13 protein-coding genes are annotated in these 15,350 nt (G+C 53.7%); 8 read left to right on the forward strand and 5 right to left on the reverse strand.

Going from position 1 to position 15,350, the window contains the following annotated elements:
- Positions 1-33: 33 nt before the first annotated feature.
- From purQ to purC, 5 genes are all read right to left on the reverse strand, one after another.
- Positions 34-699 carry a phosphoribosylformylglycinamidine synthase subunit PurQ gene (gene purQ / locus AC5EFR_RS06385; RefSeq protein ID WP_493575048.1) on the reverse strand — a complete coding sequence of 222 codons (666 nt, stop codon included), beginning with the start codon at positions 697-699 and terminating at the stop codon, positions 34-36.
- Positions 700-859: 160 nt separating this feature from the next.
- Complete coding sequence (purS, locus tag AC5EFR_RS06390) at positions 860-1,090, reverse strand: phosphoribosylformylglycinamidine synthase subunit PurS (RefSeq protein ID WP_299934188.1); 231 nt, start codon at positions 1,088-1,090, stop codon at positions 860-862.
- A gap of 189 nt (positions 1,091-1,279) precedes the next feature.
- Positions 1,280-3,460, reverse strand: coding sequence for a right-handed parallel beta-helix repeat-containing protein (locus AC5EFR_RS06395; protein ID WP_493575049.1), 2,181 nt, complete (start codon positions 3,458-3,460; stop codon positions 1,280-1,282).
- 106 nt (positions 3,461-3,566) lie between these two features.
- Positions 3,567-5,666 (reverse strand): trypsin-like peptidase domain-containing protein, encoded by a 2,100-nt coding sequence (locus AC5EFR_RS06400; RefSeq protein WP_493575050.1) that lies wholly within the window; start codon positions 5,664-5,666, stop codon positions 3,567-3,569.
- A 60-nt stretch (positions 5,667-5,726) separates the two neighbouring features.
- The gene (gene purC, locus AC5EFR_RS06405; protein ID WP_493575051.1) at positions 5,727-6,488 is read right to left on the reverse strand and encodes a phosphoribosylaminoimidazolesuccinocarboxamide synthase; all 762 of its coding nucleotides are present in this window, start codon (positions 6,486-6,488) and stop codon (positions 5,727-5,729) included.
- A gap of 213 nt (positions 6,489-6,701) precedes the next feature.
- On the opposite strand from purC, the gene AC5EFR_RS06410 reads away from it, so the two are divergent.
- The 8 genes from AC5EFR_RS06410 to AC5EFR_RS06445 all read left to right on the forward strand — a co-directional run bounded on the left by AC5EFR_RS06410 (position 6,702) and on the right by AC5EFR_RS06445 (position 15,347).
- Positions 6,702-7,013, forward strand: coding sequence for a DUF1476 domain-containing protein (locus AC5EFR_RS06410; protein WP_493575052.1), 312 nt, complete (start codon positions 6,702-6,704; stop codon positions 7,011-7,013).
- A gap of 322 nt (positions 7,014-7,335) precedes the next feature.
- Complete coding sequence (locus AC5EFR_RS06415; RefSeq protein ID WP_493575053.1) at positions 7,336-9,210, forward strand: phosphatidylglycerol lysyltransferase domain-containing protein; 1,875 nt, start codon at positions 7,336-7,338, stop codon at positions 9,208-9,210.
- Positions 9,211-9,274: 64 nt separating this feature from the next.
- A complete protein-coding gene (locus AC5EFR_RS06420; protein ID WP_493575054.1) occupies positions 9,275-10,150 on the forward strand; it encodes a DMT family transporter in 876 nt (291 codons plus the stop codon).
- Positions 10,151-10,258: 108 nt separating this feature from the next.
- The gene (locus AC5EFR_RS06425) at positions 10,259-11,539 is read left to right on the forward strand and encodes an OmpP1/FadL family transporter (protein WP_493575055.1); all 1,281 of its coding nucleotides are present in this window, start codon (positions 10,259-10,261) and stop codon (positions 11,537-11,539) included.
- A 354-nt stretch (positions 11,540-11,893) separates the two neighbouring features.
- Positions 11,894-12,757 carry an ATPase gene (locus AC5EFR_RS06430; RefSeq protein ID WP_493575056.1) on the forward strand — a complete coding sequence of 288 codons (864 nt, stop codon included), beginning with the start codon at positions 11,894-11,896 and terminating at the stop codon, positions 12,755-12,757.
- Between the two features lie 61 nt (positions 12,758-12,818).
- A complete protein-coding gene (gene metA / locus AC5EFR_RS06435; RefSeq protein WP_493575057.1) occupies positions 12,819-13,769 on the forward strand; it encodes a homoserine O-acetyltransferase MetA in 951 nt (316 codons plus the stop codon).
- A 65-nt stretch (positions 13,770-13,834) separates the two neighbouring features.
- Complete coding sequence (ppk2, locus tag AC5EFR_RS06440) at positions 13,835-14,704, forward strand: polyphosphate kinase 2 (RefSeq protein ID WP_493575058.1); 870 nt, start codon at positions 13,835-13,837, stop codon at positions 14,702-14,704.
- Positions 14,705-14,729: 25 nt separating this feature from the next.
- Positions 14,730-15,347 (forward strand): TetR/AcrR family transcriptional regulator, encoded by a 618-nt coding sequence (locus AC5EFR_RS06445; protein ID WP_299922378.1) that lies wholly within the window; start codon positions 14,730-14,732, stop codon positions 15,345-15,347.
- The last annotated feature ends 3 nt before the right edge of the window (positions 15,348-15,350 follow it).

Here is a 15,350-nt window from a genome sequence, read left to right on the forward strand (position 1 = left end):
CGCGCGCCCTGCCCCAGCCTCAAGCCATCGCGGTTACGCCGTAGCGAGCAAAGAGGTCAAATTGGCGAAAAGACGCGCACCATCTTCGTTGCCATGAGCGGCTTCTGACGCACGTTCGGGGTGAGGCATCATGCCAAGCACCCGCTTGTTCGCCGACAGGATTCCCGCCATGTCGCGCGCCGACCCGTTGGGGTTGTCGGTATAGCGAAAGGCCACGCGGCCGTCACCTTCGAGCATATCCAAGGTCGCGTCATCCGCATGATAGTTGCCATCGTGATGCGCAATCGGCAGCGCGATTTCTTCGCCCTTGTCATAGCCTTGGGTGAAAACGCTGTCGCCATCAACGCGCAGAGCAACGGTGCGACAGATGTATTTGAGCTCAGAGTTGCGCAGCAACGCGCCGGGCAACAACCCGGTTTCGGTCAACACCTGAAAGCCGTTACACACTCCGAGGACATAGCCGCCGCTATCGCCAAACGCCTTGACGTCTCGCACAATCGGCGCATTCGCCGCAATCGCTCCGCACCGCAGGTAGTCGCCAAAAGAAAAGCCCCCCGGTACGCCGACCAAGTCAATGCCCGATGGCAGCGCGGTCTCTTTGTGCCAAACCATCTCGACGTCGAAACCGGCCTGTTCAAAGGCAACGGCCATATCACGGTCGCAGTTGGATCCGGGAAAGACAATGACGGCGGCTTTCATGGGCTGGCTCCTGTCGAGAATTGGGTCAAGAATTGGGTCGAAATTCTGTGGCCCCGTCCCTACCCTCGTGTTGGGATTGGATCAAGGGCGCGAAAAGTGGCGGTGGTCATTCGGGCACATTCACACGCCCGAACGGATATTAGATCGGATCGAAACGCGCTTAAAGCTGCTCGATCCGGTAGCTTTCGATCACAGTATTGGCGAGCAGCTTTTCGCACATCTCACCAATTGTGGCCTCGGTGGTGCCGTCTGCCAGCTCCATCTCGATCACTTTGCCCTGACGGACCGAAGATACACCTTCGAACCCCAAAGCCCCCAGCGCGTGGCGCACGGCCTCACCCTGTGGATCAAGAACACCTTGCTTGAGCATCACATGCACCCGAACCTTCATGACCGTCCTCCTGATTGACGTCTGAAACAGTTGTAGCCGTTTGGCTGCGGAGGAACCCGATTGCGCCGGAAAATGCAAGCCCTAGCACCACGGTTCTTGGGGATTTCCTGCAAAAACCCACCCAAAACCAAAAAACGCCCCGGTTTTGAGCCGGGACGTTTCATTTGCCGTTGGGCCAAAACCCAAAAGCTACTCTTTGTTCCCCATGCGGAGCAGCTCGCCGGCGTCTTCTTCGATGAGGAATGCTCCGGCCTTATTGCCGCTCAGATCATTGTTTTCATAGGTCCCCGCCGCACTCAGACGCACGCGAATACCTTCGTAAACATTGTCAAAGATCTTGTTTTCACGAATGATTGGTCGGCTATTGGGGTCGCGCACCGAAATTCCATAAAAGGCATTGTTGTGGATAATGTTTTCTTCCAAAACCCCCTTGCCGCCTTCATGGATATAGACCGCGCTTTGATGTCCATCGCGCAGGGTGTTGTTCCACACCACCGGGTTGGCTCCGGATTTGATTTCCAATCCGGCAAACGCGTTGGCGTAGATCGTGTTGCTTTCGATCCGGGCCGTCGATTTTTGCGATACCAAAATCCCCCCCTGAAGACCGTTTCGTACAATATTGCTGGTGATCAGAGGGTCTTTTCCGCCTTTGACTTCGATCCCGGCCAAGGCATTGTTGTAGACTGTGTTGTTTTCATAACGGCCGGTTCCGCCTTCGTTTACAAAAATACCACTGCCTTCCCCGTCATAAAGCGAGTTGCCGCGAACGATCGGCGCTGCACCGTCTTTGACCTCAATCGCGGCAAGCCGATGACCAAAGAGGTCGTTGTCTTCGATGGTGGCCTTGCCCTTTTCGAATAGGAAAATGCCGCCCTGCGCACCGTCATGAATGGTGTTGCGACGTATGGTGCCTCCCTCGTTTCCGCGCACACCAATCACACCCAGACCTTTGGAACTAATGTCATTGTCTTCCAAAATCATGGCCCCGCCCGCAAGGTGAATGCCGAAATATTGTCCGCCCTCTTGGATCATGGTTAGACCAGACACCCGACCCGAACTTGCCGTCCATTCAATCACGTTATCGTCTTTGACGGCCAAAACGACGTCTTTCAACGCCCCCACGCCGATAATCTCGACTGGGCGAGTGACGTCGATACCCTTGGCATAACGACCGGGATGCACTTCGATCCGAGCCCCATCTGGTGCCGCGCTGACCGCGTCGGCAATTTCGAAATAATCGCCGCCGCCATTGGCTTTAACGGTGATCGCAGTCCCGTCAGAGCTTTCGGCGGGAGCCACAGTAGGTATGCTACATTCGCGTTCAATCACCCGGCGTGCCATCGACGCAAAGGTGTGGTTCCCACATTCTGCGACATAGGCTTCGTAGCCTGCACAACCAACCGCTTTGGCTTCGTTCCAAAGTGCAGAACAAGCGTTTCCAGTTGACGGTGGTGGTGTCGCCACCGGGGTTGCCCGTGGCGCAACGGGCGCAGGCGCGGCGGCAACAACGGCCCCACCGGCCGCGGCTTTTAGGACTTTGCTTTGCGGCAAAATCCGCGTCATCGGGATTGCCATGTTGAATCCGGTGCGATTGTCGCCCGCATGATGCAGGCCCACAACCCGTTTGTCGCTGAGACGAATAACCGGCGACCCAGAGTTGCCGCCAAGCGTGTCACAGCTATGAACAAGCTTGCCCTCTTCGGAAATTGCTGGTGTCGCTGCGGCACATCCTTCTCGCGAAATATGCTGTGCCTGACCTTGGGGGTGCCCAATAATCCAAAGGAATTCAGCATCTTCGGGATCGGCCATAGCCAATTCCAACTTGCCATATTTGGTCGATGGATTGCCAAAAACCCGCAGCACTGTGTAATCCAACTCACGGTTGGTTTCGACGATCTGTGGCGAAACAGTATACCGGTCTGTGCCCTCGGCGCGGCCCGGCTTGATAAATCCGGCGACAAATTGCGCCGCTTGCACGCCGCTAACCTGACCGCTCGGATCGCCATCCATGCCCGGAATACAATGGTGATTGGTCAGAATATGTTGATCATCAACGATAAAGGCAGTGCAAAAGCCGGTTTTGCCATTGTTGAACAACATATCAAGCCGCCCGATGGGCCGGCCAAGGCGAACGGCGGGGCTGTTTTCACCATACTCGATGATCGGCTCGTTTTGGTAATCACCAAACGCCTGCTCCAACACGAAACCACCGCTATCACTGCCGCCTCCGCCACCGGCGACCTGCCGGGGTTGAATGACAATTTTTCCGAAATCATTTGGATCAAATTCAGCCGGTGCCTGAGCCGATGCCTGAGCGGCGAACGCGCCAATACCGGTCAATAAGGTTAAGGCAGTAACAACCTGTCTCATGGCAATGTTCCCTGTTGTCTAAAATTACAAACAGCCTAAGCCTGCCTCATCCTTCCGCCAAGTAAAGAATACCATGCCCTCGGGCGATCACGACGCCAACACCGGGTCAATACGGACTAAGGTTGAGCCGCAACTCCTCAAGCACCTCGGGAAGTTGATCAGGATGTTTCTGGGCCTCTTGCACATAGGCCATGATATCTTCTTTCTGGACCCGCGTAAGGTACGGCGTCGCATCAAGAAGTTTGGGCAAAAGCGCGACCTGAAACCCGTCTGGCCGCAACAAAACCTCGGCATGATATCCTTCCTCTCGGGCGCGCGCGTCCTCGGCAATGGCCTCTTTCACGGCCTCCAAACCACCTTGGGCTCTCTCCAAGGCGCGTTGCCCCCGGATAAGCTCATCCCGCACAGTTTTAGCACCATACCCAACGCTCTCCACGACCTTGGCAATGTCCTTTTCCCCCTTCAACGAGTCGATTTTTCGATAGGATATCCACATCGAGTCCAGCCGCTTGTTTAGCTCGGTTTTGCCGATTTCCGACATCTCTTGTAAAAAGGTGATTTCCGCTTGCAAGGACTCCAAATCATCCTGCAAAAACCTAGGCTTTTGTTCCAACCCGTTAAGTTTTTCAACCATTGCCCCCACAACAAGGTCAAGCTTTTTGAGCGCCCGGTCCGTTGCTCGTAGATCGACATGGTGTTCTTCGGCGTCGGCCAACCGCATAGCACCCCAGCTTTTCGCCCGCTCCCGTGTCTCTTCAAGTGACGGCGTAGCCGATTTTGCCCGACTGGCTGCCCCTCCGGCATCAAAAAAGGGTTTGGTGATCTGATCATATTTCTCTTCAAGCGCCGCGCCTTCGTCCTGAGCTGTGACAAGGGCCGCCTTCATCAATTCCGGATGGTAAACGACGAAATGTGGACCATCATGATACGAGACATCGTTGCTAAACGACTTAATGTCGCGCAACCGGCCTTCGATGTCTTGGAAGGCATCAAACAAATCCAAAAACAGCGGATTCATGTCCCGTTCGGTATCAAACCAGACTATTTTTACCTCAACTTGATCACTGGCGAACAGCCGTTCGATGATAGAATTTCTAATGTCATCAGTGCGTTCTTTGGTGCTGTTGATCCTCAACCTGAGCAAGTCCGCCTGAGATTGGTAATCGCGTACTGATGCTTTGATCTCGGAAAACTGCTGCCTATCGAGCTTAGCTTCAACCTCCTCGGCCTCGATCCGGCACATCTGAACTGCCAATTCAGAGGCGGCCAATGCCATGGGATGATCGCCGCAGGTTTCGACGAAACTTCCCAACTCTGCACAGCTTGTTTTTGGTGTTTGTTCCCAGGAGACTGTGCATTCTTCGCTAGGTTCCAATGCCGCAGACAGCGCCGGAGCTGCTTTGGGTAACGCCGCCCGCAAAACCGGGCTGTGATCTAAAATGGCCCGCATCGGGATGGCGTAATTGTATCCCGTCCGGCTATCTCCGGCATGATGCAACCCGATAACAGATTGATTTTGTATATCAAAAACCGGAGATCCAGAATTCCCTGTCAATGTGTCACAGGTGTGAACCAGTTTGCCTTCTTGGGACACCGCAGGATCAGAGGCGGCACAACCTTCACGACTGATATGTTGCGCTTGACCAGATGGATGGCCGATGATCCACAAAAAGCTTCCATCCGTGGGGGCGGCATCGCTAAGGCGCACTTTCCCAAAGGTCTCGGACGGATTGCCAAACACCTCAAGCACCGCAAAATCAAGCTCTTGCGATCCATCAACCGGGTCTGTCAAAACCTGAAATTTCTCTGCGCCGCGCCCCAACCCTTGATCGGTGTAACCCATGACCAGTTGCGCCGCTTTGATGTCAAAGCTGCCCGTGCCCGGAATACAGTGGTGGTTGGTGACGATATGTTTGGAATCAACAATAAACGCCGTACAAAAAGCCAATTTGTCGTTTGCCAACAACAGGTCCAACCGTCCAACGGGCCGCCCCAAAACCCGCGCCGCACTGTTTTCGGAATAATTTGCAACGGGTTCGTTTTGGTAAGACCCAAAGGCCTGTTCCAAAAGCAAAGTTCCGTCCGTTGACTGCCGTGGTGCGACGACGATTTTGCCAAAATCAGCCGGGTCAAATTCTAGCGATTGGGCAAAACCGGGCGACACAAAACCAGCAGAAACAAGAAAGGACCAAAGAAAAAGGCGCATCGAAACCTCCTAGGTTCAATGCGCCCATTCTAGCAAAAGCCGGATAATCGACCAAACTGATTAATTAATCAGGGTCGGCTTGCTGATGGGTGTCGATTGTTTGGGCATAACCCCCAAGCGGGTCGCCACTTCGGTATAGGCGTCCGTCAAGCTTCCCAAATCGCGGCGGAACACGTCTTTGTCGAGCTTTTGACCTGTCTCGATATCCCACAAACGACAGCTGTCCGGGCTGATTTCATCGGCCACGACAAGGCGCTGGAAATCACCGTCAAACACGCGACCAATTTCGATTTTGAAATCAACCAATTTGATGCCGACACCAAACATAACGCCGGACAGGAAATCATTGACCCGCAGCGCCAGCGCGATGATGTCGTCCATGTCCTGCTGACTGGCCCAACCAAAAGCGGCGATATGTTCTTCGGTCACCAAAGGATCGCCAAGGCCGTCATCTTTATAGCAGTATTCTACGATCGGGCGCGGCATGGCAGTGCCTTCTTCGATCCCCAAACGTTTTGAAATCGAGCCGGCGGCATAGTTGCGCACAATCACCTCAAGCGGGATGATTTCGCAACTGCGCACCAGTTGTTCACGCATATTGAGGCGTTTGATGAAATGGGTCGGAACACCAACAGAGCCCAAACCGGTCATGAAATACTCGGACAGCATGTTGTTCAAAACACCCTTGCCTTCGATCACGTCCTTTTTCTCGGCATTAAAGGCCGTAGCATCATCTTTGAAATACTGAACAATCGTGCCCGGTTCAGGACCTTCAAAAAGGGTTTTTGCCTTGCCTTCGTAGATTTTCTTGCGCCGTGTCATCGGGGACCTTTCCAAAAAACACAAAAAGCGCGCAGGGTCGCGCGCGTTGTTTAACGCCCTCTTACTGTATGGGCTGGCATCCCGCAAGCGCTAGACCGTGCCTTTGCGCCCCCAAGGATCAGCGCAAAAAGTCGCGCACTGATATTTTCGGCTATACAATCGCGAGGGGCTTTTCTATCAGTCAATTAAAGATACTTGAGGAGGGATGATCCCATGACCACCTTCGACGATCGCGAAAGCGCATTCGAGAACAAATTCGCCCATGACGAAGAAATGAACTTCAAGGCGCAGGCACGGGCCAACAAACTGTTGGGTCTTTGGGCGGCTGAAAAGCTCGGTAAAACCGGCGACGACGCCAACGCTTATGCCGTGGAAGTTGTTAAATCCGATTTCGAAGAAGCCGGCCACGAAGACGTTGTGCGTAAGGTTGTAGGCGACCTTGGCAACGTGACCGCCGACGAAATCCGCGCCAAAGCCGCGGCGTTTTTGATCGAAGCCAAGGGCCAAATCATCAACGAAGTTTAACACGACCATATAGTTCGTTTTAAAGGGGGCTGCGTGGCCCCCTTTTTGCTGCGTTTGGTGGTGTTTCCCTGAGGGACTTCATTGATCCCGAAAGCGGGCCGATTGGACCAAAGGCCGCCGTAATCCGCCTCGTTTTCGTCAATCACCAACCCGCTATATTAAGACCGGCCATTAAGCCACCCAAGACATGGGGCCACACAACACGTGCCGGTACGAACCTTTTGAAAACCCTCAAGTTTGAATTGCGAACAATTTCAAATATTCAAAATGTAGCATTAACCTGAAGACAGTGACGCCTTTGCTAAACCATTGAAAGAAATGAGTGAGGTTCGTGGTGGTCAAAGACATTCTTGTACAACCGTCAGACGCGTTGCGGCGCATTTTGCCATTGGCCATGGGCACGGTTTTCATCTGGCTGCTTTGGAGCAATGCCAAAGACCTGGATTGGCGCGCGGTTCAGGCCTCCTTTGACGCAATTCCGCGTTGGCGTTGGATGGCCGCCGCGATAGCAACGTTTATAAGTTTTTGGGCCGTGGCCCAATACGACGTCATCGCCCATCAGCATTTTCAAACCGCCATTCCAAGTCGTGCTGCCCGTCATGCGGGGGGGGCCGCAATTGCCATTGGGCAAACAACGGGTTTCGGCCCTCTTGTCGGGGGGGCTGTTCGTTGGCGCTTGATGCCTGCCCTTGGGCATAAAACCGCGGCCAAAATCACCGGTTTTGTCACTTTGGGTTTTTTTGCGGCATGGGCCATTTTAACGGTAAGTGTCGGGATTCCAGTGTTGCTTGGACTGCCATGGCTGTCCTTGCTGTTGGTGCCGATCATTGGGACCTTGGTTGCAGCGGTATTGTTGGTCTATCCCAAGCATCAATTGTTTCGCGTCAATGTGACGGTGCCAAGCCTTCGCGCCATGTTCCACATGACAGCTTTGGCGGCCTGCGACCTCTTGTTTGCTGGCCTGGCTCTCTACCTGTTGCTACCACCGGATATTGCTCCGCCGGTTTTAACACTTGTTGCTGCGTTTAGTGTTGCGCTGGGGGCCGGAATGATTGGAGGTACTCCGGGTGGTGTTGGACCATTTGAAATGGCCCTTGTCTCTCTCATTCCCAGCTCTGACATTGCCCCATTGGCTGCTGCGCTCATTGCTTTTCGGCTTGTATACTATTTCTCGCCCTGTGTGATTGGCTTGCTCTATGCTGGGGGTGCCCCAACCACCGCCCCCAAGGCCGAACCTCACATCGCATCCTGCTTTGATGCGCCACGCGCAGAACACCAGATTTCGACGCAATCTCACTGTCAACACATTGAGAAAGAAGGGAGTTCGGCGACCCTTTTGGACACCCCCCAAGCTTTGACCCTTTTTCTTGGCGCAACCGCCGGGCCACTTAAACCGCTTTTGCACGCCGTGAAACACCGCGCCACAAGACAAAACCGGTGCGCGGCCCTTTACAAAATCACCGGTCGCGACGCTGTTGTTGCCCGATCAAACGGATGGAGGGTTGCGGCCCTTGCGCTAGAAGCTGTTATCACCCCTGAAACCTATGGCGATACCGGTCCCGAGCGGCGGCAATTGCGCCGCTTTCTACGCAAGGCAGAGAAGGCCGACTTGCGGTTTGAACGCCTCACCACACCTGATTGGGCCCGCATGGCCGACATTCATCACGACTGGGAAAAATCACATGGTGCGGAACGCGGGTTAACCATGGGGCGATTTTGCCCTTTGTATCTCAAGGATAAACCACTTTTTGGCGCCTATAACGGCGACACATTGATCGCCTTTGCCTCTCTGGTTGAAATCCCCGGTGTCCAAAGTTTGGATGTCATGCGCCATATTGATGATCTTCCGACCGGCGCGATGCACGGTTTGGTTCACCACATGATAGGCCAAGCCCGCCAGAGCAAAGTGCAAGAGTTCAATCTTGCCGCAGTTCCTCATCCGGCATTGTCTCGCACCCTGCGTCTTAAGCCCGGATTGACCCGCTTCAAAGCCAGCTTTGGGCCCTCTTGGCGATCGCTTTATATGGCGGCGCCAAACCGGCGCTCCTTGATCATTTCGGCCCTTGATCTTTGGTTATCCATCCTCCGCCCAGAACCGATCCGGTATGGTCCGATGGATGCCTGGCACATAGATGCCATGCTCACCGGTGAAACCCCGACGGTGCCCGAGAAAACCAACCTCCGTCTGACGGGTTAAATGCTTGCCTTTGTGACCTGGCTCTGCACAGTAGCGAGGTACGGCAGGTCAAGGGCTCCCTTTCATGAACAACACTCTCCAAGCTTGTCTTTGGATGATCGGCGCCATTGTGTCCTTTACCACGATGGCCATTGCTGGCCGCGCCGTGAGTCTTGAGCTCGATACGTTTGAAATCATGATGTACCGCTCTTTGATCGGTGTTGTCGTCGTCTTGTCCATCGCCCAGATCACTGGCAACCGACAAGACATTGCACCTACGCGGTTTGGGCTCCACTGGGCGCGCAATATCGCCCATTTCGCCGGGCAAAACTTATGGTTCTATGCCATCACGGTCATCCCCTTGGCCCAAGTGTTTGCGATAGAATTCACCTCCCCCATCTGGGTGCTCTTGCTAAGTCCTTTGGTTTTGAACGAACGCCTTACCGTAAACCGCATATTTGCGGCCCTTGTCGGATTTATCGGCATACTCATCGTGACCCGCCCGGGCATCGAAAGCCTAAGTTTTGGTCAAATCGCAGCCGCCCTCGCCGCGATCGGCTTTGCTGGCTCCGCCGTATTCACCCGGCTTTTGACCAGAACCGAAAAAATCACCAACATCATGTTCTGGCTCACCGCCATGCAGGCCGTCATGGGGATGATCTGCGCCGGACTGGATGGCGATATCGCCCTGCCCTCTTTGGCAAGCTGGCCTTGGGTCATTTTGATCTCACTCGCGGGTCTCATTGCGCATTTCTGCCTGACAACGGCCCTGGGCTTGGCCCCGGCCACCGTTGTCATTCCAATTGATTTCACCCGGTTGCCGGTGGTCGCCCTTGTGGGTATGGCTTTGTACAGCGAACCACTTGATCGCTACGTGTTTTTAGGGGCGGCATTAATCTTTGCCGCGAATTACACCAACATCTGGTTGGAGACGCGTCGCTCCACTGTTACAAAAACGTGACGCAGCGTCGAACCACGTCACCTTGACGTACAGTCAAAATTGACCGGACTTTAAATCAAGACTTACCATAATGTCCGGAGACAACCCGAAAACGGGACGAGGGATAACATGAAAAAGACAATACTGACCGCTGGTGCGGTCGCTATGACTGCATCGGCGGCATCAGCCGCTGGTATCGAACGAACCGCAAACGACTATGGAATTTTGTTTCAAGACGGTGATCAGGCCAATGTGTCTATCAGCATCGTCAACCCAACGATTTCAGGCAAATATACGGATGAAGTTCGCGGCGCGGGGCGTAACTTGGGTGTTGAAGGCGGGGGTAAAAAATCCTCTGGCAACATGGCCAACTCATATGTTTCGGTTTCGGCATCCTACAAAAAAGACCTGGGTGAAAACCTGTCATTTGGCCTGTTCCTCACGGATGGGTACGGGGCGAATGCCGCCTATGAAGAAGGGTTTTACACTGGCTTGACGGCTGAGTGGGACAGCAGTCAGATTTCTGCAGTCCTACGGTATGGCATTAGTGATCGCATCAGCGTTTACGGCGGTCCTCGCTATGTCAAAAGCTCGGCAGATATTGCAATCCCCGGTCAATTCTTTGCCGCAAGTGCCGCTTCGTCGGCCCAAGACGCGCAAACGGCCATTGCCGCATTGACCGCTGCAGGTGCTCCGGAAGATCACCCTGATTTACTTCGTGCCCAAGAAGGTCTTCAACGTGCTGGTGCCGTTTTGGCAGGATACGCAGCAAACCCAGACGCCTTTAACTACACCGCTGAGGGTGAAGAAAGCGGTGACTGGGGCTACATCTTGGGTGCGGCGTATGAAATCCCGGATATCGCGCTTCGTGTTGCTTTAACATACGAAAGCTCAATCACGCACGAGTTCGATACGACCGAAGTCTTGACCGGGCTTGGTGTTCTTGGAGCTAAATCCAAAACAAAAGTGGAAATGCCACAATCGGTCAAACTTGATTTTCAAACAGGTGTTGCAAAGGATACTTTGGTATTCGGTAGCGTCAAATGGACGGAGTGGTCCAAATGGGAAGTGCGCACGGAGAAATACGACGAGATCACCGGAAGCGAAATCACCGGCTTTGACAATGACGTGGTCACATGGCGTTTGGGTGTCGGTCGGAAATTCAACGAACAAGCCTCCGGTTTCGCTCAGGTGCGGTATGAAAAAGCAGATGGCGGCGAAGCGTCTCGGTTGGCGCCAACCGACGGGATGCTCGCCTTTGGCTTGGGTGGTCAGTATACAAATGACAACGTGAGCATGCGCGGTGGCATCGAATATGTAAAACTCGGCGATGCAGAGGTTGCAGACGGAAGCAAATTCGAAGGCAACTCCGCGTTTGGTTTCGGCTTGTCGGTCAAAGTGACGTTCTAATTGGCCAACTGGCCTACAAACTAGGAAACCTCGAAACAATGTTTCGGGGTTTTTTCTTTGAAATCAGATGGGTTGCCATGTCAAAGACCCAACAAACCAACCGTTTGGGCATCCAAAACGGCCCCGCCTACAAAACCTGTTGAACTTCGATCCTATTTTGGGTCGCGTTGTTTGGGCATCTCGTGTGTGACTGAGCCAGCGGGTGTTGCCGGCATGGCTGCCCCCCCACGCCGTTCCAAAAGGCCAATCGTGCCAGATCAGCGCTCAGGCAGCGATATGAAAACAAAGCCGGGGTTTGACCTCCTCGGCTCAGGCGCGTAATTCAAAAGGAACACGCGCCGCAAGGGGTTGAGAATGCGATATAACACCGAAAACGATTGGAACACCGCCGCGCAGAAACGCGTGGTGATTTTTGCGATGTCTGGGCTTGGCAAAACCACCGTGTCCAACCTGTTGCGCGACAGCGGAGATTGGTTTCACTACTCGGTCGATTACCGCATTGGCACGCGATATATGGGTGAATACATTGCCGATAACGCCAAACGCGAAGCGATGAAAAACCCGTTTTTACGGCAATTATTGATGTCCGATTCCATCTATATTGGCTCCAACCTCAGTTTTGACAACCTGACGCCGGTTTCGACTTATCTTGGTAAACCCGGCGCATCTGAGCGTGGCGGGATGGGGATGGATGAATACAGACGTCGCCAGGCCCAATTTGAACGCGCCGAACGACAAGCGCTTTTGGATACGGAATATTTCATTTCCCGCGCTCAAAGCCTGTACGGTTATCCGCATTTTGTTTGTGACACTGGGGGGTCGATTTGCGAATGGGTTGATCCGCAGGACCCCAAGGATCCGATTTTGACAGCCCTGTCGGCGCAATCCCAAATGGTTTGGATCAAAGGAAGCGATGATCACACCGATGAGCTTATCCGCCGATTTGACAAAGACCCCAAACCGATGGCCTACCAGCCCGCGTTTTTAGAAACCGCCTGGGCGGATTATCTTGCACAAAACGACCTAAATGAAACAGAGGTCGATCCCGACGCCTTTATTCGGTGGACCTATGCCAAAGCCTTGGCGCACCGCCAACCTCTGTATCAATCCATGGCCGACAATTGGGGAATCACGGTTGAAGCCTCTGATATGGCCACTGTCCGCGATGCCAAAGATTTTACCGCCATCATCGGATCAGGTATCGCAAAAACCGGCTAAAGCCTTGTTCGTTAGTCACCAGTCACTTATCTAGGTTCTTCACTCTAATAGGAAAAATCCAATGCCTATCAAACTGCCCTCTGACTTGCCCGCCTTCGACGTTCTAACGAACGAAGGTGTGATGGTTATGTCCGAGGACGCAGCCTCGCGGCAAGATATCCGGCCCTTGCGCATCGGATTGTTGAACCTGATGCCCAAGAAGATCCAGACCGAGAACCAATTCGCCCGGTTGATCGGCGCAACCCCGTTGCAAATTGAGCTGTCGCTTATTCGGATGAGTGAACACCAGACCCGCAACACAGCCGCGGAACATATGGAGGCGTTTTACCGTCCGTTTTCCGAAGTTCTTGCCAGTGGTGAGAAATTCGACGGGCTCATCATCACCGGCGCACCAATCGAACAAATGCCTTTCGAACAAGTGACTTACTGGCAAGAGTTAAAGCAGGTTTTTGACTGGACCCAAACCCATGTCCTGTCGACTTTCGGCGTGTGTTGGGGCGGGATGGCGATGCTTTACCATTTCCACGGTGTTGAAAAACACATTCTAGACGCCAAGGCCTTTGGCTGCATCCGACATCGCAATGATGAACCGGCGTCTCCTTATTTGCGCGGCTTTTCCGACGACATGGTGATCCCTGTGTCACGCTGGACCGAATTGAAGCGAGATGAAATCGGCGCAGCCGGTTTGCCGATCCTGATCGATTCTGACGAAACAGGCCCCTGCCTTGTTGAGGATCCAGATCATCGGGCGCTCTATATTTTCAACCATCTGGAATATGACAGCGGCACCTTGAAAGAGGAATATGACCGGGATGTTGAGGCTGGCAAGCCGATCAATGTACCGGCCAATTACTATCCGGACGATGACCCATCACAACAGCCACAGAACCGATGGCGGAGCCATGCGCATCTGCTCTACTGCAACTGGATCAACGAAATCTACCAGACCACGCCGTTCAAAATGTCAGATATCGGTCTGAAAACGAAAGATCGGCGGTTTTCGGGGGCATAACCTGCACGATTTGCGTTATGCGCCTGACCATCACATAGTGACAGGAAAATAAACAAGGAGCAGTCATGACCTTGCCTTTTGATGGTGCCATTTCGACCTATTACAACGATGTCGCCCCCAAAGACATTCGCGATGCCATCGCCTCGGCCAACAAGGACGACATACTCGATCCGTCGTTTCCTTATGCCCAACAGATGAAACGCAAAGCCTATGATCGGGAGATGGAGGCCTTGCAGATTGAGCTTGTCAAACTGCAGGCCTGGGCCAAGGAAAGCGGCGAACGGATTGCCATTGTTTTTGAGGGACGGGATGCCGCCGGAAAAGGCGGAACCATCAGCCGTTTTCGCACCAACCTAAACCCGCGTGGCGCGCGGGTTGTTGCCCTATCAAAACCGAGCGAAACGGAACGCAGCCAATGGTACTTTCAACGCTATATCGACCATCTCCCGTCGGGCGGAGAAGCCGTTTTCTTTGACCGCAGCTGGTACAATCGTGGCGTTGTCGAACATGTGTTTGAGTTTTGTAGCCCCAACCAGCGCACACATTTTTTCACCCAGACACCTGACTTTGAAAACATGTTGGTGGATGAGGGCATTCATCTTTTCAAGTTCTGGCTCAATGTTGGGCGCGCCGAACAATTGCGGCGGTTTCTAAAACGCGAGAGCGATCCGTTGAAACAGTGGAAGTTGAGCTGGATCGACGTTGAGGGGCTAAACCGCTGGGACGCCTATTCCGATGCAATCCAAGAAACCCTAACCCGCACCCATTCCACTGCAACGCCATGGACGGTTATTCGATCGGATGACAAGAAACGCGCGCGATTGGCGGCCATTCGTCAGGTCTTAAGCAAAATCGACTATGCCCGCAAAGACACCGATGTTGTCGGCACTCCCGATTCAAAAATCTGTGGCGGGCCCGAGATTTGGGCGTCGTGACCAATGATGTGGACTTTTAACAAACATGCCTAAACGCGGCTACCATCACGGAAATCTCCGACAAGCCCTTGTTGAATCTGCGCTCACACTTATCGAGAGCAAAGGCCCGACCGGCTTCACCTTGTCGGAGGCCGCAAAGCAAGCTGGCGTTACGCCCGCTGCCGTTTACCGGCATTTCGCCGGACGCGAGGATTTAATTGCCGAAGCCGCGCGTCAAGGATATGAGATTTTCGCCGATGTCATGCAATTTGCCTATGACAGCGGTCAACCCTCGGCCCTTGCGGCGTTTGAAGCAACCGGTCGGGCCTATCTCGCCTTTGCGCGCAAATATCCCGGCCACTATATTGCGATGTTTGAAAGCGGTATCAGCGTCAATCATTCCCCGGAGCTGGCCGCGATTTCATCCAAAGCACGCGGCGTTCTGGAAAGAGCGGCAGCCGAGCTTTCGGAACACATTCCACCGGAAAAACGCCCACCTCCGGCGATGTTCTCGGCACATATTTGGGCGCTAAGCCACGGGGTTGTCGAGTTATTTGCTCGGAATTCACCGGGAACCCAAGCCCCCTTTCCACCAGAAGATTTATTAGAGACTGGTATCGGGGTGTACCTGCGCGGGCTTGGTTTAATCGCGCCAGACAAGTGAACC

The sequence above is a fragment of the Pelagimonas sp. genome (assembly GCF_058892305.1).